This window comes from Reyranella sp., assembly GCF_965227665.1.
Taxonomy (GTDB): domain Bacteria; phylum Pseudomonadota; class Alphaproteobacteria; order Reyranellales; family Reyranellaceae; genus Reyranella.
Window position 1 is genome coordinate 512,315 of the sequence record NZ_OZ245767.1, and the last position, 23,857, is coordinate 536,171.

The window sequence follows — 23,857 nt, forward strand, 5'->3', positions numbered from 1 at the left end:
CCGTTGGGGAATGCTCGATCATAGTCGGGATGCGGAGAGAATCGATCCGGAACGCCCACCCCGGAAGCCGCGGCATCTCCTTCCGTCGGACCCGCGGGCAGCTCTGCCCAAGCGGTGCCAGCCGTCTCCACGGGCGCGCCGTCGCGCGGGCTCGGCCATGGGCCGGGCAACGGGGACGGACCGGCGGGTGGCTCCGCCCAGGCCGTGCCGGCCGTTTCCAGCGGGGCACCGGGGCTGGGGCCCGGGAACGGTGAAGGCGAAGGAGTGGCGCCCGGCCCCGAAGCCGCAGCCTCTCCTGCGGCGATCTCTGTATCGCGAGCGATGCTCATGGGACGGCCTCTTGAAGTTCTGCAGGAAATGTTAGCATAGAAACGGAAGATTTCAGAAGGGTGATCGCGGCGACGCGGAAGGGTCACGTCAGGATGATTTGTCCCCCCGCCGCACAGCGCGCCGTCCCCTCTCCCGACTCGCCGCCCCACCGCCCGATGTCTGCGCTTCATAACCGCGTCCCCGCCTTCGGCGTCCGCGCCCCACGACGGAACCCCTGAGGGCCATGGCGGGCGGGGGCGAGACTCTGGTGTCGCGGGCGCTGGGCGACGTGCGGGGCGCGTTGCTCGGCGTCGCGGTGCTGAGCGGGGTCAGCAATCTGCTGATGCTGACTGGCCCGCTTTTCATGATCCAGATCTATGATCGCGTGCTTGCCAGTCGCAGCGTTCCGACCCTGATGGCGCTGAGTGCGTTGGTGGCGGGTCTGTACACCTGCCTGGCGCTCATCGAGATCGTGCGCGGACGGGTGCTCGTCCGCATCGGCGACAGGCTCGACGAAGCGCTGGGGCCCGCCAGCTTTCGTCTGACCCTGGAACTGCCGTTCCGCCCGCCGCAGAGCGATGGCGTGCGGCCGGTCGGCGACCTCGACCAGATCCGCAGCTTCCTCGGCGGGCCGGGCCCGATCGCGCTGTGCGACCTGCCCTGGCTGCCGATCTACCTGGTCGTGGTTTTCGCGTTCCACCCCTGGCTCGGCTGGCTGGCGGTTGCGGGCGCGGTGCTGCTGGTGGGCGGCGCGCTCGCGAGTGACGGCGCGATGCGCGCGCCGGTGCGGGAAAGCGCGCGCCACGCGGCCCGTCGCAGCGATCTCCTTGAGGCTGGGCGACGCAATGCCGACGTGCTGCGCGCCATGGGGATGGCCCCCGCCTATGCCGCGACTTGGCGCCGGACCGATGAGAGCCAGTCGCGCCTGCGCCTGCGGATTGCCGACATCGCGGGCTTTCACGGCAGCCTCACGCGGGTGCTTCGGCTTGCCTTGCAGTCGGCCGTGCTTGGGCTCGGCGCATTCCTGGTGATTCGTCAGGAGCTTTCGCCCGGCATCATGATCGCCGCCTCGATCGTCGTGGCGCGGGCACTGGCACCCATCGAGCAGGTGGTTGCAAACTGGTACGGCTTCGTGGCCGCGCGGCAGGCCCGCGGCCGGCTGGAGAAGTTTCTCGCGCGTCCGGCAGAAGCCAAACTGCTGGCCCTGCCGCCGCCCTCGGGCAGCCTTGAGGTTGAGCGGATCGCGGTCGCCCCGCCCGGCGCGGCGCGGCCGGTGATCCTGGAGGCAAGCTTTCGTCTGGAGGCAGGGCAAGGCCTCGGCATCGCCGGCCCGAGCGGGTCTGGGAAGTCGAGCCTCGCCCGCGCGCTGGTGGGCGTCTGGCCCTGCCTGCGCGGCACCATCCGCTTCGATGGCGCCGAACTGAAACAGTGGCGGCCCGACGAAATCGGCCGGCACATCGGCTATCTCCCGCAGGACGTGGAACTGTTCGACGGCACCGTGGCCGAGAACATCGCCCGGTTCGAGTCCGACGCTCCTGCCGACGAGGTGCTGGCGGCGGCGCGCAGCGCAAACTGCCACGACATGATCCTGCACTTCCCGGCAGGGTACGATACACGCGTCGGAGCGGATGGCATGGCCCTCTCCGCCGGCCAGCGTCAGCGCATCGGCTTGGCGCGCGCCCTCTACCGCAAGCCCTTTCTCGTCGTGCTCGACGAGCCGAACGCCAATCTCGACAGGGAAGGCGAAGCGGCGCTCTCGGGCGCCATCCTCGACGCCCGCCGGGGCGGCGCCATCGTCATCGCCATCGCCCACCGCACCCAGCTGCTGGACACGCTCGACCGGCTGATGATCGTGAAGGACGGGCGGGTGGCCGACTTCGGACCACGGGCCGAGGTCATTGCCCGACTGAAGACGCCGGCGGAGTAGGTCGATGAATCCCACTGTCCCCGCCGAGCGACCGTCATCGCCTGCGACGCGCGCGATCCGGCGAAATCTGGCTCTGGGCTTCGGCGTCGTCGCCCTGCTCGTCGGTGGTTTCGGCGGCTGGGCGGCGACGACGGAGCTGGCCGGCGCCGTGATCGGCAAGGGCACACTGGTAGTCGATGGAAGCGTCAAGCGGGTGCAGACCAGGGACGGCGGCGTCGTTGGCAGCATCGAGGTGCGCGACGGCGACCGGGTGGCCGCGGGGGACCTGCTGATCCGCCTCGACGACACCCTGACCCGGGCGAACCTCGCCATCGTCGAGGACCAGATCCTGCACCTTTTGGCCCAGCGCATGCGCCTGGTCGGCGAGCGCGACGATGCCGCAAGCCTCGCCGTGCCGGACGAGCTGCAACCCGGTCTGCCCGGCCCCGCGGCATCTTCCGGCAAGGCGGCTGCGCTTGTTACTTCCGAGCAGGCGCTGTTCGCCGCCCGCCGCGACCTCGCCGCCGGTCAGAAGCGCCAACTCAACGCGCGCATTGCGCAGATCCATCGCGAGATCGAGGGTCTCGGCGAGCGCCGCGATGCCAAGTCAGAGGAGCTGTCCTGGAACGAGCGTGAGCTGCAGAGTGCCGAAGCGTTGCGCAGCAAGAACCTCGCCACGCTGGGCCAGGTGGCGGAACTCAGTCGCCTTCGCGCCCGACTGGTCGGCGAACATGGCCAACTGGTCGCCGAAATCGCCCGCGCCGAGGGCAGGATTGCCGAGACGGAGCTTCAGATCATGGAGCTCGACCAGACCCGGCAAACCGAGGCGATGGCTGGTTTGCGCGAGATCGAGTCCCGGCTGGCCCAGCTCGCCGAACAGCGCATCGGCGCACTCGACCGTCTCCAGCGCATTGAGATTCGTGCACCGCAGGCCGGCATCGTCCACGACCTCGCCGTCCAGACGGTCGGCGGTGTGGTCACTCCGGGCGAGACCCTGATGCAGATCGTGCCCAGCGCCGATGCGCTGGTCGTTGAGATGCGGCTGAGCCCGAACGACATCGATGACGTCCAGCCGGGTGAAACCGCACTGCTTCGCCTCACCACCTTCAGTCAGCACACGACGCCCGAACTTGCCGGCAAGGTCGCCAGACTCTCTCCGGACGTGTTCGTCGACGAGGCGACCGACGTAAGCTGGTACAAGGTACGGATCATCCTCGACCCGGCTTCGGTGTCGCGGCTTGGGCCGATCACGCTGCTGCCCGGCATGCCGGTCGAGGTCTTCCTCGACACGGGTAGTCGCCGTGCCCTCTCCTATTTGCTGAAACCGCTGCGGGACCATCTCATGCGGGCCTTCCGCGAGGATTGAGAAGGCGTCGCGAAAGCATCCGACCCGAGAGGCACGACCTTCGCTTGTGCGCGAGCACGGGCAACAACGCCCGCGGGATTCTCACCTGCAACGTCTCGGGCGCGGGAACGATGGCCTTTTGCATCTTCGTGAGGGAAAAGACGATGTGAGAATTGGGAGCCTTCTCCGAAGGGCTCTCGTTGCTGCCGTTCCAGGGGTGAGTCGGGCAATGTCGGGGAGACGGGTGATCCGCGCCGCAGCGGTCGCGCTGTGGTGCGGGCTCCTCGGGGCGAGCGCGCTGCAGAGCCGATCGGCGTGTGCCGACGAACCGGCGCCGAGAGGCCCGGGTCTGTCGTCGTGGCTGCAGGGGCAGTACATGACGGGCGACTGGTACGGGACGCGCAGCGATCTCGAGGCCAAGGGCATCACGCTGCGCGCGCACCACATCGCTGAAACGGCGGCCAATCCCGTCGGCGGGCTCAGGCAGGGCGCCGCTTATACCGAGCAGGTCGACGCCGGCGCCGATTTCGATCTCGAGAAGCTTATGGGTTGGCCCAAGGCCAAGCTCCACGTGACCTTCACCCAGCGCGCCGGACAGAGTCTGGCGGCCAATGCGATCGGCAGCATCATCTCGGTGCAGGAAGTGTACGGAGCCGGACAGAACGTGCGGCTCGCCGAACTTTCATACGAACAGCTGCTGCTGGAGGACCGCCTTCGCATCAAGCTCGGCTGGCTGCACGCGTCGGACGACTTCGCGACCTCACCGATCTACTGCTACTTCCAGAACAACGGCTTCTGCGGGCAGATCGCCATCGTCGTGAACAGCGGCTTCACCATCTATCCGACGGGCAGCTGGGGCGGGATGGCAAAGATCAGCCTCTCCGACGAGATTTATTTCCAGACGGGCGTCTACGAAGTGAACCCGACGCTGGCGGCGCCGGCCAACGGCTTCAAGCTCGGCCTCTCCGGCGCCACTGGCGTCATCATGCCAGCCCAGCTGGGCTGGCAGCCTCGCCTCGGGGCCGCCGGGCTGAAGGGCCACTACAGGCTGGGCGGATACTACGATACGTCCGACGTTCCCTACCTCGGGTCTCCCATCGCCGGCCCGCAGGCGCTGGCGCGCGGTCGCTGGGGCTTCTACGGTCAGGCCGACCAGATGATCTACCGCGCTGCCCCCGGCACGGATCGCGGACTGACGGCCTTCGCCGTTCTCGCCTACGCCGCCCCCGATACCGCCATGCTCGAATACATCGCGCAGGTCGGGCTACTGCAAAGAGGAACCTTTGCCGGGCGAGACGACGATTCGATCGGCCTCGGGATCAGTTACAGCCGGATCAGCAGCACTCTGGTGGCGGCTCAGAACGCCGCCAACGCCGCCTCTCCAGGCTCGGTCAGCGTCCAGTCCGCAGAAACCACGATCGAGCTCAACTATCGTGCCCAGCTGACGCCGTGGTTCTCGTTGATGCCCAACCTGCAATACGTGATCCGGCCAAACGGCGTGACCACGATCCCCAACGCCTTCGTGCTGGGTCTCCAGGTCAGACTGACGTTCTGAGACCGATCATGGTCGAAAGGACGAGCGACTCGATTGCGACGCGGGGTTGCCAAACGCTCTCACGCGCCGACATCGTAGCGACGACCGAAAGCCTCGTGGATTTCAGGCGGGTTCAGGAGCCTCGCCGAGCGATCTTCCAGCGCCTCGGCTTCCTCATTGTCCGACGATGTGACGAACAACACCGCGCCGGCACGATGCGCGCCGAAGAAGCCTGACTCGTCGAGGGATTTCAGGGCCGCGACCATGGCCTGATGGACGCCGGCCTTGAAGGCGGCGAACGCGGCCGCCTCGTCCGGCAGGGCGCTTCCAGTCGCCCGCAACTGCTCGCAAATCGCATCGAAGGGTTCTGCGGCGAAGGCCTCGAAGGCCCATTCGGCGCTCGACCACTTGTCTGCCGCGCGTTGCCGGGGATCGGGTGCGCCCTGCTCCTCCATCCTGGCCTCGTGTCTCTCAAGCGAATTCGCGGCGGGCGCGACGGTCCAGCAATCTTCGTCGGTGTAGAGCGCGAAAGCGTAGAAGGCTTCGTGCCCGTGCTGAACGAGAAGCGCGGAGAACGAGAGATGCGCTGCACGGGCAATTTCGCCCGTCAAACGTTGCCAGTCGATGACCATCCTCCCCGAACGACGCAGCATCAACGCGGTTGCGCAGGCGTCCCCTGCGCTGGTTCGATCCCGAACAATCGATGACGTTGCGTCGCACTACAGTGTCGGGCGATAGATGAGAGGCCTCGACCCTTCGAGCAGGAGTTTCTGCAAAATGGCCAGCGCACCAGATGACGGTCCGGACGACGTCGACACGCCTCCAAGCGATCTCACCACGCCCAAAGGCGGCCTTTTCGGCGGCGCCTTTGACTCCAGCGGGATCTCCGATCCCAATGTGCGCGCCCTGCTGATGGACTATCACTGGGTCACCACATTGGGCGGTACGACCGCCGCAACGCTCATGAAGTACGCCTTCCCGAGCGACGTCTCTGACTATACGCAGGGCGTTCCCGGTGGCTATCCGGACACGGATATTCTGGCGAAATTTCACCAAGCGACCGCCAACCAGAAGGCGGCGGCGCTGGCGGCGATGGACCTCGTTGCCTCCTACACGCAGTTGAAATTCGAGGAAGCCGACTCACCGTCGGCCGCCGATGCGACGCTGCGCTTCTCGGGACTCACGAGCGGCAGTTCGCAGGCCGCCTTTCCCGCCAATCCCGGTCCCTACTCCCCTCAGGACGCGCGCGAGTCCGGCGACAATTGGCTCAGTACCAATGGCCGGCCGCCGGCGGATTTCTATGGGACCGACCATTTCAACACCATCATGCACGAGATGGGGCATGCGCTGGGTCTGAAGCATGGTCACGACTCGACATACAACGGCGCTCTGTCGGCGGACCAGAACGACAACGAATTCTCCGTCATGACCTACGCGAGCTATCTCGGCGCCAATACCAGCACGGCGACCGAGGCTCACCTGGGCTCCTCGCCGCAGAGCTACATGATGTACGATATCGCGGCGCTGCAGGCCTACTACGGCGCGAACTTCGACAAGGTCGGCACGACGTCGCTCTACGAGTGGGACGAGGCCACGGGACAGCAGTCCATCAACGGCGCCGCGGCGCCGAACACCGGCGTCACGGCGGAGAACAAGATCTTCTCGACCGTGTGGACGCAGGGCGCGCTCACGACGTACGACCTCAGCAACTTCGACGAGGACCAGAATGACGATCTGCGCCCGGGACGGTGGCTCACCTTCTCGCGCGAGCAACTCGCGGACCTGAACAGCGCGCTCGCACTCCCGGCTCCGGCAGGCTTCATCGCCCAGGGCAACGTCTACAATGCGCTGCAGTACGGCGACGATACGCGCTCGCTGATCAGCCACCTGATCGCCGGCCGCGGCAACGACACCGTCATCGGCAACGTGCTGGACAACGAACTGACCGGCAATGATGGCAACGACTACCTCCAGGGCGAAGCCGGCAACGACACGCTGATGGGCGGAAACGGCAGCGACTTCCTCGACGGCGGCGACGGAAATGACCTGCTGCAGGGCGGCGCCGCCGTCGACCAGCTGCGCGGCGGGCTCGGGGTCAACATCCTGCAGGGCGGCGCTGCCGGGGACTTCATCGAATTCGGTGACGGGATCGACACGCTGCGCGACACCTGGACGGACATCACGCGGGACGTGGTCAGCGGCTTCGGCGCCGGGCACTCCGTCGATGTGCTGCGCTCGCTCGTGGGCCGCTCAAACCTCGACATCCAGTACGACGACGACTTCACCTTTGCGACGCTCAGCGCCGGGGCCAACTCGGTCAATCTCGGCGGATCTTTCGAGGGCGGAGACTTCATCGCGGCGGCTCGGGGCATGGGCGTCGACGCCCACACGACTTTCACCTTCGTGAACTTCCTGCCTGCCCTGCAGGAAGGTGTGCGTGTCGCCTCCTCGTTCATCAACGGCATTGCCAGCGACGCCTATCTCGAGGGCGACGGCTCGGTGACCTTCACGCTAGACTTTAAGTCGGCCATATCGACCTACGCGAACTCCTTCGGCTACTACGAAGTCGCGACCGGCGGCGTGCTGGGCGACGTCCATATCCTGTTCGCCAACACGCTCAACGTGGCGATGGGGGCCCGCACCGTCGAGCTCACGCCCGACGCCGATACGCGGCTGGGCTTCTTCCTGATCCAGGACGGCTACAATCGGCTGGGTGGGCTGCCAGACGATCTCTCGTTCCGCGCCCCGGGATCCGACGATCCTGCCACGCTCGATGCCGGACTTCCGCCGATCCTGTTCAGCGAATCGCGCGGCTTGTTGGACGGGGCCGTGATCTTCCACACTTTCTCGACGCTCAATCCGGGCGACATGGTCCAGGTTCTCTCGGGAACCTCCCAGGGAGGACTGGAAATGTCGCTCGGCTTCGAGGATCTCCCGTCGACGTGGGGCGACAACGACTACCAGGACCTCGTCATATCGATCCGGACCAACGCCGACGGGCTGTTCGTCGTGTAGGCAAAGGCTTCACCTTTCGCCGCCGACCGCCACTCGTTGCCGGTCGTCAGCTTCAACGCGGGCTGCCGGCGGAGCGTCAGAACGTACGGATGAAACGGACCACGGCCCAGATCAGCAGCACGATCGTCGCCGCGACCAGCCACACGCGCTGGCGCCGCACCAGTCCGAGAAGACCGAAGATCACCACGGCTACGATGGCAATGAGGTCGGTGGATGCGATGTACTCGTTGAAGAACATGTCGTTTCCCCCTTTCAGAATTGGGAGTGCTCGCAGATGCGCAACTCCAGATTCCTACATAGGGCCGAACCGGCGAGAGGTCCAACTCGCGCGACGAGAGTGTTGCGCGGGCCGCATGGAGGCACGACCGCATGGCGGCCGCCGGCGACGCTCAGTTGACGCCGTACCTCGTGAACTCGTTGGAGATGCTCGGCTGGATGCCGCTTGCCGTCGACATATCCGCGATGCCGGCCGGCCCCTCGCCCTTGCGCGCCTTCGCGAGGCCGCGTCCGTAGAGGGCCCGGGCGCGCTGGGGATCGATCCTGAGCGAAGCGTCGTATTCGGCGATCGCCTTGTCATATTGCTTCTGCTTGAGATGGATCAGCCCGATATTGTCATGGGCATAGGGATCGTTCGGGAGCTGCCGTAGGACCTCGTTGCAGTCGGCAAGTGCCTCGTCGAGGTTGGCCCCCATCACCGCTCGCGTCAGGCACCGGTTGTTGAACGCCGGCGTCATCTTGGGGTCGAGTTTCAGCGTCTCGTCATAGTCGGAAACGGCCTTGGCGTAGTCGCCTTTGTTGAAGAACGCGATACCGCGATTGAGATACAGGTTGGCGTCACGCGGCCGGAGGCGGATCGCGCTGTTCAGGTCCTCGATCGCCTTGTCGTATTCGCCGATGCTGCTGAAGAGGTTGGCGCGGCTGGCGTAGATGCGTGGATTCTTCACGTCGACGCGCAGCGCCTGGGAGTAGTCCTCGATCGCGCGGACGACATCGCCGCGCAGGACCAGCACCTGGGCGCGATAATACAGGGCCGTCGGGTTACCCGGCGACAGGCGCAGCGCATCGTTGATGTCGGCGAGCGCCCGCGGGAAGTCCTTCTTCAGCCCATAGGCGAAGCCGCGCTGGATGAGCGCATTGATGTCGTCGGGACTGATGAGGAGCGCGGCGTCGAAATCGGCGATGGCGGCATCGAGTCGATTCTTGAAGATCTGCGCCATGCCGCGGTTGATGTAGGCCAGCGGCTCCTTGGGATCGAGCGCGATCGACGAGGTATAGTCGTCGATCGCATGGTCATAGTCGTCGATGCGGTGGTAGGCGGCGCCCCGCTCGAAGAACGCGAAGGCCATGCCGGGTGCCAGCTTGATGGCGAGGTCGAGATCGGCGACGGCTTCCCTGGCCTTGTCCATCTTGAGATAGGCCGCACCGCGGCCGAGATAGGCGCGCGGCTCTTTTTCGTTGATGTCCAGGGCCGATTCGAAGTCCTTCACCGCGGCCTCGTATTCCTGCTTGTCGATCAGGGCCATGCCACGCTGGTAGTAGGCATTGGCCACCTGGTCGGCGATCTGCGCCGTGGCCGGGTCCCGCTTCCCGTCCTTGTCCTTCTGCGTGAGCTTCAGGATGTTGGCGGTCTGCAGGCCGAGCCGCACCGCCTCGTTGAAGTCGACGATGGCGCGGTCGGGATCGTTGCGCTGGCGCCAGGTTACGCCGCGGTTGATGAGGGCGTTGATTTCCTTGGGGTTGAGCTTGAGGGCCTGGTCGAAGTCCGCGACCGCCTCCTCGAACTTGCCCTTCTTCGTGTAGTAGAGGATGCCGCGATTGACGAGCGGACCCGGATCCTTGGGCGTCAGCTCGTGCGCGATCGTGTAGTCCTCGAGCGCCTTGTCCGAATCGCCGACGCGATGATAGGCGATTCCGCGTTGCAGGTGGGCGAAGGCCTGGCCCGGCTTCAGCTTGATGCTCTCGCTGAAGTCGGCGATCCCCTGCTTCACCTCATTCTTGTACATGTAGGACGCGCCTCGGCCGACATAGGGCGCCGGGTCGCGCGGGTTGAGGCGGATCGCCTCGGAGAAGTCCGCGATCGCCTTGTCATAGTCACTCTTGTCGTACCAGGCGAGGCCGCGTTGAAGAAAGGCGAAGGCGGCCTGCAGCGCGATGCGATTGGCCTCCTGCTGGGGAGACCTGTCGAGCTGGCTGGTGATGGTGTCGTGGACCTGGGAGAACGACACAGGCTGGATCTTCTCGGGCAGAAGCTTGATCGCGGTCGTGAAGTCCGTGATCGCCTGATTGAGGTCGCCCTTGCGGCGGTAGACGATGCCGCGGTTCGTCCAGGCGCTGATCTCCTTCGGATTGATCTTGAGCGCGGCGTTGAAGTCCGCGATCGCGCCCTCGTTGTTGTCTTTACGCAAGTAGAGCACGACCCCGCGATTGATCAGCGGCAGGGTCTCGCGTGGCGCCAGCCGGATCGCATCGCTGTAGTCGATGATGGAGCGGTCCGCCTCGCCGATCGTTTGATGGACGACGCCGCGCTGCATGTAGAGATGCGGATTCAGCGGCTGGGCCATGATAGCGTCGTTGTACATCCGGATGGCCGTCCGGAAATCCGCCCTGGAAAGCTTGTCGGCATCGGGCCCGCTCACCGACAGGCCCCGGTGAAGGTAGGCCAGCGCCAAGGGGCCGCCCGTGAGCAGTCCTTTGTCTATGACCTCGGTGCAGGCGGCGACTTTCGTCGGAGCATCGGCCCCGGTCACGCCGTAGCAGATGTCGGCCTCGGAGGGCTCGCCGGGCTTCTTTGCCGCCGGAGCCTGCTGCGGCTGTGTTTGCGACGTGGATTTGGCAGGAGGTGGCCCGGCGGGTTTCGGCTGGGCTGCCGCCGGACTGACGACGATCGCGCACAACGCCGCGACCACGGCACCGCGTGCGACGATGCGCACCGCATCCTCACGCTCAAAACCCCACATGACCGATCCCTCATGAAGTGCGACGGCCCCCAAAGCCATTTCGCACCCGGCAGGCGAAAGTTCCCACTGGCAGGACTTTTGTTTCATTCGGGTGGCAGTTTCAAGGCCGCCCCATCGACGGCGATCATGTTTTTTGGCACCCTCCCTGCGTCAAAAGGGAGGAAACAAATAATGACACTCAAGACGCGCCCGATCGGGCGCCGTGCCGTCATGGGCGGATTCGCTGCGGCCACCCTCGCCGCCCCGGCGATCGTCTCCGCCCAGGGCACCTATCCCAACAAGACGGTGCGCTACATCAATCCGTACCCTGCCGGCGGCGCCACCGACACGCTGTCGCGGATCTTCTGCGCCAAGATGACCGAGCTAAGCGGCCAGCAATGGATCGTCGAGAACAAGGGCGGCTCGGGCGGCAATGTCGGGATGGATGCGCTCGCCCAGTCGCCGCCCGACGGCTACACGCTGGGCCTCGGCGGCATCGCCAGCCACGCCATCTCGCCCACCCTCTATGCCAAGCTGCCGTTCAACGCCAAGACCGACTTCACGTTCATCTCGACGATCTGGCAACTGCCCAACATGCTGGTGGTCAATCTCGACCTGCCGGTGAAGACGGTAGCCGAGCTGATCGAGCTGCTGCGCAAGAACCCCGGCAAATACTCCTACGGTTCCGCCGGCTCGGGCACCACGCTCCATCTCTGCGGCGAACTCTTCAAGATCATGGCCAAGGTCGACATGGTCCATGTCCCCTATCGGGGCGCCGCGCCGGCAATGCAGGACCTGCTGGCCGGGCAGATCCAGATGATCTTCGACAACATTCCCGGGGCGCTGGCGCAATCGCGTCCCGGCAAGGTGCGGGCGCTCGGCGTCACGTCAGAGAAGCGCAGCCCCGTCGTACCCGAGGTGCCGGCCATCGCCGAGACCCTGCCGGGCTTCGACATCAGCTCGTGGACCACGCTCACGGGTCCCGCGAAGTTGCCGCCCGACATCGTGGCACGCCTCTCCGAACTGTCCAAGAAGGCGTTGGAGAGCGAGGACCTCAAGGCCAAATTCTTCGAGCAGGCCTCTATCGCCATCTGGCGCTCGCCGGCCGAAACGGTTGCCTTCCGTGATTCGGAGGAAGCCCGCCTCGCGCCGATCATCAAGGCCTCGGGTGCGCGAGTCGACTAGCGCGCCCCCCGCTACAGGCGTGTAGACTGAGGGACATGCAGACCCTCAATACCGCCCAGACCGTCCTGTCGATGCTGGAAGTGAACGGCATCGACACCCTGTTCTGTCTCCCCGGTGTCCAGAACGACCCGTTCTTCGACGCGCTCTACGACCGCACCAACGCCATCCGGCCGATCCATGCGCGCCACGAGCAGGCCTGCGCCTACATGGCGCTGGGCTATGCGATGGCGACCGGCAAGCCCTCGGCCTACGTGGTCGTGCCCGGCCCCGGCTTCCTCAACACGACGGCCGCACTGGCGACGGCCTATGCCGTCAACGCGCCGGTGCTGGCGCTGACGGGCCAGATCCAGCAGTCGATGATCGGGCGCAACGTCGGCCTGCTGCATGAACTGCCCGACCAGCTCGCGATCATGCGCGGTCTCACCAAGTGGGCCGACCGCATCCCCTCGCCCAGCGCCGCGCCCGGCCTGGTGAACGAGGCCTTCCGGCGCCTGCTCTCCGGCCGCCGCCGCCCCGTCGCGCTCGAATGCGCCATGGATACCTGGGCGCGGCGCGCGCCGGTCGAGTTGATCGGCACGGCGGCCACGGCCGATCCCTGCCCGGTCGACGAGGAGGCCGTCGAACGCGCCGCAAAGCTCCTGGGCGGTGCAGCGCATCCCATGGTCGTGGTGGGCGGCGGTGCCCAGGGGGCGGGCGAATACGTCCAGCGCATCGCCGAATTGCTCGACGCGCCGGTGATGACCGGCCGCATGGGCCAGGGCGTGATCGACGGACGCCATCGCCTCTCCATAACCGCGCCGGCCGGCTACCGTTTCTGGGGCGAGGCCGACGTCGTGCTCGCGGTCGGTACGCGCCTGCAGCCACAGCAGCAGACCTGGGGGCTCGACGACACGCTGAAAATCATCCGCATCGACGCCGACAGCGAGGAACTGGACCGCCAGCGCAAGCCCGAGATCGGCATCGTGGGCGATGCCACCGCGACCTTGAAGATGCTGGCCGATCGGCTCGAAAAGCACGCCCGCAAACACAGCGGCCGGGCCGCGCATGTCGCGGAGGTCAAGGCCTCGGCCACGAGGAAGATCCACGAGACGCTCGCGCCGCAGATCGCCTATCTCAAGGCGATCCGCAAGGCGCTGCCCGACGACGGCATCCTGGTCGATGAGCTGACGCAGATCGGCTACGCTGCCCGCTTCGCTTGGCCGAGCTACGGGCCGCGCACCTTCCTGTCGCCCGGCTATCAGGGCACGCTGGGCTGGGGCTATGCCACGTCGCTCGGCGCCAAGGTCGCCAAGCCCGACACCGCGGTCGTCTCGATCAGCGGCGACGGCGGCTTCATGTTTACTGCGATGGAGATGGCGACCGCGGCCCAGCACGGGATCGGCGTCGTCGCGGTCGTGTTCAGCGACGGCGCTTTCGGCAACGTGCGGCGTATCCAGCAACAGTCGTTCAACAACCGCACCATTGCCACCGAGCTGCGTAACCCCGACTTCGTGAAGCTGGCCGAAAGCTTCGGCATCGACGCCGTGCGCGTCGGCTCGCCGGACGAGCTCGGCGCCGCCATCTCGCGCGGCATCGCCAAGGGGGCGCCATTGTTGATCGACTGCCCGGTCGGCCAGTTCCCCGATCCCTGGCCGCTGGTCACCCTGCCGCCGATCCGGCCGCGGAAGTCCTAGCCTATAGCGCCGTTCGACCTGATCTCAGCCAGCAGCTTTGTGGCGTGCGCCTGGTCGGCGATGCGCTTCGACGTGAAGCGCGGGTCGAGTGCGGGAGCGACAAACAGGAGATCCGTCGCGAGAAAGTCCGGCAACGGCGGCGGCTCGATCTGGTCTTCCGGCATCTCGACCTCGGCCATCGCGAAATAGGTCGAGCCGTCGTCGCGCTTGAAGAAGTCGACATCCCAGTGATAGCGGCCCTCGGTCCACGAATAGCGCACCTTCACCAGCGTCTCCCTGCGCTGGGTCCAGAGGCGGGCGAAGTCGATGGCACTAAGGCCCGTCTCGATCTCGACGACCTGGCCGTCGATCGTGCGCTTGTAGGTGAAAACGTGCGTCGTCTCGCCCTCGCCTTCCAGCGAGCGGATGCGAAGCCCCGGCGCATCGAGATAGGCTTGGCGAAGCAGATGCCGCGCCACGCCCGGCCGCCCGGACAATTCGGCCTCCAGGCTGAGGGCGCCCTCGTTGAGGACAAATTTGCGTTCGTTTTCGATGGGCATGCTAAAACCGTCGCCATGGCTACACAGACAATCGACGACCTGCCGACGCCCGCGCTCATTCTCGACCGGGCGATCCTGCGCCGCAACCTCAAGCGCATGAGCGATCGCCTGCGTAACGCAGGCGTCATGCTGCGGCCTCACCTCAAGACCGCGAAATCGGTCGAGATCGGCCGCATGGCCGTCGAGGGCCATGACGGGCGCATCACCGTGTCGACCCTGGCGGAGGCGCGCTACTTCGCCGATGGCGGCTTCAAGGACATCCTCTATGGCGTCGGCATCATCCCAGCCAAGCTCGGCGCCGTGACCGAGCTGCGCCGGCGCGGCGTAAACCTGCGCGTCGTCACCGACAATCTCAGCGTGGCCAAGGCCATCGCGGCGGCGGCAAAGGACGGCGACACCTTCTCCGTGTTCATCGAGATCGACAGCGGCGGCGGCCGCGCCGGCCTGCCCTATCCCGCCCTGCCCAGGCTTCTCGATATCGCGCGCGTGCTGCACGAGGCGCCGGACGTCGACCTCGCCGGCGTCATGACCCATGCGGGCCATTCCTATCACCAGAGCACACCCGACGGCATCGCCGCCGTCGCCGAGCAGGAGCGCCTGGCCATCGTGACCACGGCGGAGAAACTGCGCGAATCCGGCATTCCCTGTCCCATCGTCTCGGGCGGGTCGACGCCGACCGCCATGCACTCGCGCGACTTCACCGGCATCACCGAGATGCGGCCGGGCGTCTATGTCTTCAACGACCTCGATCAGGAATATATCGGCGCCTGCGGCGCCGGGGACATCGCGCTCTCGGTCCTGGCTTCGGTGATCGGCCACTACCCGCACCGCAACCAGCTGCTGGTCGATGCCGGCGCACTGGCGCTCTCCAAGGACATCAGCGCTCAGGAATTCCAGCCCAAGGTCGGCTACGGCACCATTGCCGATCCGCCGGCCGCCGGCATGGCGGTGATCGAATGCTCTCAGGAGCATGGCTTCGTCGCCGCCGACGATACGCTGCCCTACGGCAACCTGCCGATCGGCGCGCGCGTGCGCATCCTGCCCAACCACGCCTGCATCACCGCCGCCGCCTACGACCGCTACTACGTGGTCGACAGCGACCTCGACGGCGGCCGGTCTGTGGTCGACGTCTACGACCGCATCAACGGCTGGTGACTATCCTCGTCCGGACCGGAGCGCCACCGGCGCGTAGCGGAGATCTTTCCTCTGGACGACGGGACATTTCAAATCCCAATCATCCCGGTCTACCGGGCTCCTGAAAAAGGCCCTTCGGAAGTCCCGGCGAGCGTCTTTTGCCGGCCAAAGGGCCGCAACGCCCCCTTATTCCGGGGGGTGCGACACTCGTTTCGACTGTTTCGTTTATTTCGGTTGTTTCGTTTATTTGCCGGGATCCGGTCTCTCGATGGATCGCTAGAGCGAACTCACCGTGTGGCCGCCGTCGACGGTGATGATGCTGCCGGTCATGAACGCACCCGCTTCCGAGGCGAGGAGCAGGAGCGCGCCGTCGAGATGCTCGGGCTGGCCGATGCGGCGCTGCGGGATGCGGTCGATCAGGCGCTGACCGCCCGGCGTCTTCCAGAAATCGCCGTTCATCTCGGTCTCGATGTAGCCCGGACAGATCGCGTTGACGCGGATGTGGTAACGCGCCCACTCCATCGCGAGGGCGCGCGTGAGGTGGATCAGGCCGGCCTTCGAGGCATTGTAGGGCGCCACCTGGCCGATCGTGCGCAGGCCCAGGATCGAGGCGATGTTGACGATCGAGCCCGGCCGCTTCGCCGCGACCCAGCGCTTGCCCGCCGTCTGCGTCATCAGCCAGGCACCGCGCAGGTTGGTATCGACGACCGAATCCCAGTCGGCCTCAGGCATCTCGAGCGCCGGCTTCACGATCGAAATTCCGGCATTGTTCACGAGGATATCGAGCGGTCCCAGCGCCGCCTCGACCTTGTCGTAGGTCGTCGCGATCGACTCTGCCGACTGGACGTCGAGATCGACGGCGACGGCGCGGGCACCACCCTGCTGAAGTTCCGTCTGGAGGGAGGCGAGCCGGTCGGCCCGGCGCGCCGCGATCGCCACCGAAGCGCCCGCTTCGGCCAAAGTGCGCGCGAAGTGAACGCCGAGGCCCGACGAGGCACCGGTCACCAGGGCCACTTTGCCGCTAAGGTCGAATCGCTTGGACATGCCGGACGCTCCACTGTTTCATGCCGGCCTTATAGGCGAGCGACCCGTTCGGAGGAAACATGGACCTCGGTCTCAAAGGCAAGCGCGTGATGGTGACCGGCGGCACCAAGAGCATCGGCCGCGCCATCGTCGACACCTTCCTGGCCGAGGGCGCGGTCGTGGGCTTCTGCGCCCGCGATGCGGCACTGGTGACGGAGCGCGAGGCGGAATGGCGCGGGCAACAGGGCCGCGCCAGCGGCACGGCGCTCGACGTCACCGACAATGTCGCGCTCAAGGCGTGGATCGACGGCTTCGCGGCCGAGGGCGGCATCGATCATTTCGTCGCCAATGTGAGCGCGCTCGGCACCGACAACACGGTCGAGGGCTGGCGCAAGGCCATCGAGGTCGACCTGGTCGCCACGGTCAACGCGGCGCTGAACGTGCGGCCGCATCTCGAGGCGCGCGGCCAGGGCGCCACCCTCACCATCATCGGCACGACCTCGCTGGTCGAGGTCGCGGGCCCCACCCAGCCCTATCGTTCGGTCAAGGCGGCGCTGGTGCCCATGGTGAAGTCGATGGCGATCGAGCTCGCGCCGAAGGGCGTGCGCGTCAACATGGTCTCGCCCGGCACGATCCTCGAGGACGGCAATACCTGGGGCCGCCAGCGCGATGCCGCCAGCGAGCGCTACAAGCGCTCGCTGGCGCGCAATCCCATGGGCCGCATGGGCACGCCGCAGGAAGTGGCGAGCGCCGTCGTGTTCCTCTCCGGCGCGCCCGCCTCGTTCATCACCGGAATCAACATGGTGGTCGATGGCGCCATCACGGCGCGGGTGCAGTACTGACGCCAACCCGTACCCCGTGGCCGCTGGCCGCCCTGCTGGTCGCGGCCGGCATGGTCGCGGCCTTTCAGGTCGGCAAGGCACCGCCCGCCCTTCCGTCGATCCGCGAGGATCTCGCCGCGACCCTGGAACAGGCGGGCTGGCTGCTGTCGGTCATCAACCTGATGACGGCACTGGGCGGCATGGCGATCGCGCTGACCGCCGATCGCGTCGGCCACCGGCGGCTTGCGATCTTCGGCACGCTGCTCGCCGGTGCGGCGAGCTTCGCTGGCGCCTTCGCCGCCAACGTCGAAACGCTGCTGGTCGGGCGTATCCTCGAAGGGCTGGGCTTCATCACCGTCGTCGTGGCCGTACCGACCCTCTTGCTGCGTCTCACCCGGCCGGCCGACCAGCGCCTCGCCATGGCGATCTGGAGCACCTACATGCCGGCGGGCTCCGGCACCATGATGGTGATCGCGGCCATCGTGCTGCCCGGCACCTCCTGGCGCACCGTGTGGCTGGTCGCCGCCGGGGCGGCTGCGGTGATGGCGGCCGCGCTCCTCCTGCGCGCCGTGCCGCGGCGCGAGCTCGATCCCCTGCCGGTGACACGCCGCCCGGTCCTCGCGGAGATGAAGGAAGTCGCCACCAGCGGCGGGCCGCTGGCCATCGCGCTCTGCTTCGGCGCCTATGCCTGCTGCTGGTTCGCCATCATCGGCTTCCTGCCGACGCTCCTGATCGAGCGGCTGGGCTATTCCACCTCGACGGCCGCCATCGTCACCGCCGCGGTCGCCATCCTGAATGTCAGCGGCAATCTCGGGGCCGGCTGGCTGCTGCACCGCCGCGTGCCCCGGGTCGCGGTGATCGTTGGCGCCACCCTGTCGATGAGCCTGTGCGCCGCCGGCATCTTCGTGAGCGGCGTGCCGGACCTCATGCGGCTGGTTCTGGCGGGCGTCTACTCAGCGGTGATCGGCGTCGTGCCGGGCGCCCTGTTCACCGCCATTCCGATCCATGCGCCGCGACGGGAACTGGCCGGTGCCTCGACCGGCCTGCTGATGCAGGGCTCCAATATCGGCGGACTTCTCGGGCCCCCGATCACCGGCGCCCTGGTGGCCTGGGGCGGCTGGCCCAGCGCCGCCTGGCTGACCACGCTCGCCCTGGCCGTTTCGGCGGGGGCCGGCCTCTTCCTGCACTGGCTGGAAAGGCATAAGCTCGGCCGATGATCTACGTCGACATCGTTTCCGATACGATCTGTCCCTGGTGCTACATCGGCAAGCGCCGCTTCGAGCGCGCGCTGGAGCAGAGTGGCCGCACCGATGTCGCGGTTGCCTGGCGGCCATTCCAGCTCAATCCCGATATGCCGGTCGAGGGCATGACGCGCGACGACTATGTCCGCGCCAAGTTCGGCGGCGGCGACCGGCCGCGCCAGATCTATCAGGCGATCGCCGAGAGCGGCCGCGAGGCCGGCATCGATTTCCAGTTCTCGCGCATCAAGCGCACCCCCAACACCGTGCTGTCGCACCGGCTGGTCCATTGGAGCGCCCGCAGCGAACGCCAGGACGAGGTCGTGGGCGAGCTGTTCAAGGCCTATTTCGAGGAAGGGCTCGACATCGGCGATCTCGACACGCTGGTGGAGGTCGCGGTCCGGTCCGGGATCGACGAAGACCCCGTCCGTCACTTCCTGTCGGGTGACGACGGCCGCCAGGAAGTCGTCGCCTCTGACGTCTATGCCCGCCGCCTCGGTATCAATGGCGTGCCCTGCTTCATCGTGAACCGCAAATACGCGGTCTCCGGCGCCCAGCCGCCACCCGCCTTCGTCGAGGTCTTCAACCTCGCCGAACGCGACGCCGCCACGAGTGCCGCGCAGTCGACCGCGTAGCCACCTCAGGCAAATCACCACTGACCTCATCCTGAGGAGCCACGCGCAGCGTGGCGTCTCGAAGGATGGGCAGAGCACGCCTTGTTTGTCGCGACCCTTCGAGACGCGGCCTGCGGCGGCTCCTCAGGGTGAAGCTGTGTGTTTGGCCATTCATATGTCGATCAACATATGATATGATCATCGGCATACTATGCCCATCAGCGCCACCCGAAAGGCCGCCATCCGGGCCGAGATCGTCGAGCATGCCGCGCGGCTGTTCCGGCTGCGCGGCCATGCCGGGACCAACATCGACGACATCATGCTGGCGGCCGGCCTGACGCGCGGCGCCTTCTATGCGCATTTCACCTCGAAGGACGCCCTGTTCGCCGAGATCGTGCGGATGGGGCACGGGCTGCTGCCCCGGTTGCGCGCTGCCGAGAAGCCCGGAGCCGTGCTGGATGAGTATCTCGACAGAGACACCCTGAGCGCCACGGCGCAGGGCTGCGCGCTTTCCTCTCTCGCGGGCGACGTGGCCCGCTCCCCGCTGGCAGCCCGGCTCGCCTATGCCAATGTGCTCCACGGGGTGATCGCCGAGCTGGCACGCGGCAGGAAGCGCTCGCTCGATGCCGATGCGACCGCCGTGGCGATCCTCACGGTCGGCGCCGTCGCCCTGGCCCGCGCCTCGGGCGATCCGCGGCTCAGCGACTGGCTTCTGCGCTGTGCGCGCCGCACGGCCAAGGCGCTGATGAAGCCGAAACCGAAGCCGCGGAAGGCCCCTAAGCGGCGAGCTTCGACAAAGAGGAAACGATCGACGTCACGCCCGAAAGCCGCTGGCGCTCGTCCGCCCAGACCCGCTGCACGATCACGCGGTGGTCGGGCCTGAGCTTCACCAGCGGCGCATTCTTCTGGATCCAGGCGACCAGGCGGTCCGGTCTCGGGAACTTGTTCTGGTGGAAGCTGAAGACGACGGCCTTCTCGCCGGCATCGATCTTCTCGACCTGCGCGGCCCGGCACAGGAGCTTCAGCCCAACGGTGTTCAGCAGGAATTCCGCCTCCACCGGCATTCTGCCGAAACGGTCGACCAACTCGGCGGCAAAGGAATCGATCTCACCCTGGTTGGTGAGGCCGCCCAGGCGTCGGTAAAGGCCCATGCGCACCGAGAGATCCGGAACGTATTCCTCGGGGATCAGCACCGGGATGCCGAGATTGATCTGCGGCGACCATTCCGACTTCTCGGCTTCCTGCGAACGCCCGCGGGCCGCCGCGACCGCTTCCTCCAGCAGCTGCTGGTAGAGCTCGATGCCGACCTCGCGGATGTGGCCCGATTGCTCGTCGCCCAGGAGATTGCCGGCGCCCCGGATGTCGAGATCGTGGCTGGCGAGCTGGAAGCCCGCGCCCAGCGTATCGAGCGTCTGCATGACCTCGAGCCGCTTGGCTGCCGCCTCGTTCAGCGCCCGGCCCGGCGGCACGGTGAGATAGGCATAGGCGCGCGTCTTGCCGCGACCGACCCGGCCGCGCAGCTGATAGAGCTGCGCCAGGCCGAACATGTCGGCGCGATGGATGATCATGGTGTTGGCGTTGCGGATGTCGAGACCGCTCTCCACGATGTTGGTCGAGAGCAGCACGTCGAACTTGCCCTCGACGAAATCCTGCATCGTATTCTCGATCGTGGTCGGCGCCATCTTGCCGTGCGCCATGCCGAGGCGAATTTCCGGCACCAGCTCGCGGATCTCCGTGGCGACGGACGCCAGGTCCTCCACCCGCGGACAGACGTAGAAAGTCTGGCCACCGCGATACTGCTCGCGCAGCAGCGCCTCGCGGATGGTGACCCCGTCGAACGGCGTGATGAAGGTGCGTACCGCCAGTCGGTCGACCGGCGGGGTGGCGATCAGGCTCATGTCGCGCACGCCGGTCAGTGCGAGCTGCAGGGTGCGCGGGATCGGCGTCGCGGTCAGGGTCAGCACATGGACATCGGCGCGCAGCTCCTTCAGGCGCTCCTTGTGACCGACGCCGAAATGCTGCTCCTCGTCGACGATCAGCAGGCCGAGATCCTTGAACTCGATGCTCTTGGCCAGCAGCGCATGCGTGCCGCAGACGATGTTGACGGTGCCGTCCTTCAGCCCTTCCTTGGTGGCCTTGGCCTCCTTGGCGGGCACGAGGCGCGAGAGGCGGCCGATGTTCAGCGGCATGCCCTGGAAGCGCTCGACGAAGGTACGGTGGTGCTGGCGGGCCAGCAGGGTCGTCGGGCCGATGACCGCCACCTGCTTGCCCGACATGGCCGCCACGAAGGCCGCGCGCAGGGCCACCTCGGTCTTGCCGAAGCCGACGTCGCCGCACACCAGCCGGTCCATCGGCTTGCCCGAGGACAGATCGTCCATGACATCGGAGATCGCCTGGAGCTGGTCGTCGGTCTCGGCATAGGGAAAGCGCGCGCAGAATTCCTCATACAGGCCGTCGGGCGGACTGAGGGTCTCGCCGCGCCGGACCGCACGCTCGGCGGCGATCTGGATCAGCCGGTCGGCCATGTCGGCGATGCGCTGCTTGAGCTTCGCCTTGCGCGACTGCCAGGCGACGCCGCCCAGCCGGTCGAGGACGGCGCCCTCCTCGCCCGCGCCGTAGCGGCTCAGCACGTCGATGTTCTCGACCGGCACGAAGAGCTTGTCGCCGCCTTCGTAGGTGAGCCGTAGGCAGTCATGGCGCGCGTGATGGATCTCGAGCGTCAACAGCCCCTCGTAGCGTCCGACGCCATGTTCGCGATGCACCACGAGGTCGCCGTCGCTGAGCGCCGAGGCCTCGGCGATGAAACGCTCCGAGGGCCGGCGCTTCTTGGCCGGCCGCGACAGGCGGTCGCCGAGAATGTCCTCCTCGCCGATCACCTCGAGGCCGTCGAGCACGAAACCGTGCTCCAGCGGCCAGATCACGACGGCCACGACGCCGGCCGGCAAGGCCTGCACCATGGCGAAGTCGGCGGCGAGCACCGGCGTGGTGGCGCCATGCTCCTGCAACAGGTGCTGCAGGCGGGTCGTCGATCCGTCGGTATAACCTGCGACCACGATACGGCGTCCGGCCTCATTGGCCGTCTTCACATGCTCGGCCACCTTGTCGAACAGGTTCACGCCCTGCGCCGTGCGCGCCTGGGCGAAGCCCTCGTGGCGGCGGCCACCGAGATCGATCGTGTTGACCGCGCCGGGCGCCGAATCGAAGCTCGAGAACTTGGCGACGGGACGGCCGTCGAGCAGCCGCTCCCATTCCGACGGCTTCAGATAGAGCCGCTCGGGCGGCAGCGGCTTGTAGTCCGCACCGCCGGTCATGCCGCCCTTGGCGCCGGTCTTCTTGCGGGCGTCGTAATAGTCGGCGACCAGCTCGTAGCGCGCGCCGAAGGCTTCCGCGGCCTCATGGTCGGCGGTGACAACGGCGCCAGGGCAGTAATCGAGCAGCGTCTCCATGTGATCGTGGAACAGCGGCAGCCAATGCTCGACGCCGACATGGCGCTGTCCGGCCGAAACCGCTTCGTAGAGCAGGTCGTCACCCGAGACGTTGCCGAACAGCTCGCGATAGCCGCTGCGGAAGCGCTCGATGCTCTCGGGCGTCAGCAGGACCTCGCTGACCGGCAGGAGCACGACTTCCTCGCGCGTGCCGGTCGAACGCTGGCTCATCGGATCGAAGGAACGGATCGCCTCCAGCGTGTCGCCGAACAGGTCGAGGCGCAGCGGCTCCTTGGTGCCCGGCGGGAAGAGATCGAACAGACCGCCGCGCACGGCGAATTCGCCCGGCTCCATCACCGTCTCCGACCGGCCATACCCGTTCTCGCCCAGGAACTTGGTGAGCCATGCCACGTCGACGGTCTGGCCCTTGCGCAGGATCGTCGCCGCCTCGGTGTAGAGGCTCCTGGGCGGCACGCGCTGCAGCGCGGCGCCCACAGAGGCAAGGATGATCCGCGCCGGCGCGCCGGGCGACTTCGGGGCGGCCAGCCGGCTCAACGTCTCCAGTCGCTCGGCCACGATGTCGGGATGCGGCGACATGCGGTCGTAAGGCAGGCAATCCCAGGCCGGGAAGACCAGCACCTCGCGATCGGGGCTGAAGAAGCGCAGCCCGTCCTGCAGCCGCTCCAGCCGCTGGCCATCGCGCGCCACATGCAGAATGTCCGCGCCGCCGGTCGCCCGCGCCAGTTCGGCCAGCACCAGGGCGTCGGCCCCTTCGGGAAGGCCGGCGAGGGTCCATTTGACGGCTTTGCGGGGAATTGCAGCGAGAGCGCTGGCAAACGGCAGAGCCACTAGAACCTCACGCGGAACGCCAACAGTTTCCGCACGACGGGCGTGTCCTGCTCGGCCGGGACCTCCACCTTGCCGGAGACCCAGTCGTAGATGTCGTTGTCGCCGACCGCGAGCAGCCGCTCGTACTGATCGAGTTCGGCCGCCCCGAATTCGCCGAGATGGGCGCGCGCGAACTGGCCAAGGAGGATGTCGTTCTCCTTGTTGCCGCGATAGGTGCTGCGGTAGAGCAGACGCTTCCGCCGCGTCTCCAGATCGGCGTCGCCAACCATGTTTTCCCCAAGCTCGGAACAAAAAGGGGCGTAGCATATAGG

General features: G+C 66.9%; 18 protein-coding genes. 11 read left to right on the forward strand and 7 right to left on the reverse strand.

The genetic code is table 11. The annotated features are described in order from the left end of the window. Positions 1 to 577 precede the first annotated feature (577 nt). The 3 genes from ACO07I_RS02535 (at position 578) to ACO07I_RS02545 (ending at position 5,115) form a co-directional block, all read left to right on the forward strand. Entirely contained in the window at positions 578 to 2,236 is a 1,659-nt protein-coding gene (locus tag ACO07I_RS02535; RefSeq protein WP_422013985.1) for a type I secretion system permease/ATPase, read from the forward strand. Between the two features lie 4 nt (positions 2,237 to 2,240). Further along, positions 2,241 to 3,581 carry an HlyD family type I secretion periplasmic adaptor subunit gene (locus tag ACO07I_RS02540; RefSeq protein ID WP_422013987.1) on the forward strand — a complete coding sequence of 447 codons (1,341 nt, stop codon included), beginning with the start codon at positions 2,241 to 2,243 and terminating at the stop codon, positions 3,579 to 3,581. Positions 3,582 to 3,789: 208 nt separating this feature from the next. Next, positions 3,790 to 5,115 (forward strand): carbohydrate porin, encoded by a 1,326-nt coding sequence (locus ACO07I_RS02545; protein ID WP_422013989.1) that lies wholly within the window; start codon positions 3,790 to 3,792, stop codon positions 5,113 to 5,115. A gap of 59 nt (positions 5,116 to 5,174) precedes the next feature. On the opposite strand, the gene ACO07I_RS02550 is transcribed toward ACO07I_RS02545, so the two are convergent. After that, on the reverse strand, positions 5,175 to 5,726 hold the full coding sequence (locus ACO07I_RS02550; RefSeq protein WP_422013991.1) for a DUF4303 domain-containing protein: 552 nt from the start codon (positions 5,724 to 5,726) through the stop codon (positions 5,175 to 5,177). A gap of 145 nt (positions 5,727 to 5,871) precedes the next feature. On the opposite strand from ACO07I_RS02550, the gene ACO07I_RS02555 reads away from it, so the two are divergent. After that, positions 5,872 to 8,109, forward strand: coding sequence for a DUF4114 domain-containing protein (locus ACO07I_RS02555; protein WP_422013993.1), 2,238 nt, complete (start codon positions 5,872 to 5,874; stop codon positions 8,107 to 8,109). Between the two features lie 76 nt (positions 8,110 to 8,185). On the opposite strand, the gene ACO07I_RS02560 is transcribed toward ACO07I_RS02555, so the two are convergent. Next, positions 8,186 to 8,347 (reverse strand): hypothetical protein, encoded by a 162-nt coding sequence (locus ACO07I_RS02560; RefSeq protein WP_422013995.1) that lies wholly within the window; start codon positions 8,345 to 8,347, stop codon positions 8,186 to 8,188. 151 nt (positions 8,348 to 8,498) lie between these two features. After that, complete coding sequence (locus ACO07I_RS02565; RefSeq protein ID WP_422013997.1) at positions 8,499 to 11,066, reverse strand: tetratricopeptide repeat protein; 2,568 nt, start codon at positions 11,064 to 11,066, stop codon at positions 8,499 to 8,501. A gap of 171 nt (positions 11,067 to 11,237) precedes the next feature. On the opposite strand from ACO07I_RS02565, the gene ACO07I_RS02570 reads away from it, so the two are divergent. Further along, a complete protein-coding gene (locus tag ACO07I_RS02570) occupies positions 11,238 to 12,230 on the forward strand; it encodes a Bug family tripartite tricarboxylate transporter substrate binding protein (RefSeq protein WP_422013999.1) in 993 nt (330 codons plus the stop codon). Positions 12,231 to 12,265: 35 nt separating this feature from the next. Continuing rightward, on the forward strand, positions 12,266 to 13,903 hold the full coding sequence (locus tag ACO07I_RS02575; RefSeq protein ID WP_422014001.1) for a thiamine pyrophosphate-dependent enzyme: 1,638 nt from the start codon (positions 12,266 to 12,268) through the stop codon (positions 13,901 to 13,903). Here ACO07I_RS02575 and ACO07I_RS02580 read toward each other — a convergent pair. Next, entirely contained in the window at positions 13,900 to 14,442 is a 543-nt protein-coding gene (locus ACO07I_RS02580) for a hypothetical protein (RefSeq protein WP_422014003.1), read from the reverse strand. The genes ACO07I_RS02575 and ACO07I_RS02580 overlap by 4 nt on opposite strands. A 15-nt stretch (positions 14,443 to 14,457) precedes the next feature. Here ACO07I_RS02580 and ACO07I_RS02585 point away from each other — a divergent pair, with 15 nt between their 5' ends. Continuing rightward, positions 14,458 to 15,597: an alanine racemase gene (locus tag ACO07I_RS02585; RefSeq protein WP_422014005.1), complete on the forward strand. Its 1,140-nt coding sequence runs from the start codon at positions 14,458 to 14,460 to the stop codon at positions 15,595 to 15,597. Positions 15,598 to 15,852: 255 nt separating this feature from the next. Here ACO07I_RS02585 and ACO07I_RS02590 read toward each other — a convergent pair whose 3' ends face one another. Then, the gene (locus ACO07I_RS02590) at positions 15,853 to 16,620 is read right to left on the reverse strand and encodes an SDR family NAD(P)-dependent oxidoreductase (protein WP_422014007.1); all 768 of its coding nucleotides are present in this window, start codon (positions 16,618 to 16,620) and stop codon (positions 15,853 to 15,855) included. Positions 16,621 to 16,679: 59 nt separating this feature from the next. Here ACO07I_RS02590 and ACO07I_RS02595 point away from each other — a divergent pair, with 59 nt between their 5' ends. The 4 genes from ACO07I_RS02595 to ACO07I_RS02610 all read left to right on the forward strand — a co-directional run bounded on the left by ACO07I_RS02595 (position 16,680) and on the right by ACO07I_RS02610 (position 20,155). After that, positions 16,680 to 17,441 carry an SDR family NAD(P)-dependent oxidoreductase gene (locus ACO07I_RS02595; RefSeq protein WP_422014009.1) on the forward strand — a complete coding sequence of 254 codons (762 nt, stop codon included), beginning with the start codon at positions 16,680 to 16,682 and terminating at the stop codon, positions 17,439 to 17,441. A 50-nt stretch (positions 17,442 to 17,491) separates the two neighbouring features. Then, positions 17,492 to 18,637 carry a CynX/NimT family MFS transporter gene (locus ACO07I_RS02600; protein WP_422014011.1) on the forward strand — a complete coding sequence of 382 codons (1,146 nt, stop codon included), beginning with the start codon at positions 17,492 to 17,494 and terminating at the stop codon, positions 18,635 to 18,637. Next, positions 18,634 to 19,293, forward strand: a complete 660-nt coding sequence (locus ACO07I_RS02605) for a DsbA family oxidoreductase (RefSeq protein ID WP_422014013.1) — start codon at positions 18,634 to 18,636, stop codon at positions 19,291 to 19,293. The genes ACO07I_RS02600 and ACO07I_RS02605 overlap by 4 nt, the downstream gene beginning before the upstream one ends. Before the next feature lie 190 nt (positions 19,294 to 19,483). Next, entirely contained in the window at positions 19,484 to 20,155 is a 672-nt protein-coding gene (locus ACO07I_RS02610) for a TetR family transcriptional regulator (protein WP_422014015.1), read from the forward strand. Here ACO07I_RS02610 and mfd read toward each other — a convergent pair. Further along, entirely contained in the window at positions 20,049 to 23,546 is a 3,498-nt protein-coding gene (mfd, locus tag ACO07I_RS02615; protein ID WP_422014017.1) for a transcription-repair coupling factor, read from the reverse strand. The genes ACO07I_RS02610 and mfd overlap by 107 nt on opposite strands. Further along, entirely contained in the window at positions 23,546 to 23,815 is a 270-nt protein-coding gene (locus tag ACO07I_RS02620) for a succinate dehydrogenase assembly factor 2 (protein ID WP_422014019.1), read from the reverse strand. The genes mfd and ACO07I_RS02620 overlap by 1 nt, the downstream gene beginning before the upstream one ends. Positions 23,816 to 23,857: the final 42 nt, after the last annotated feature.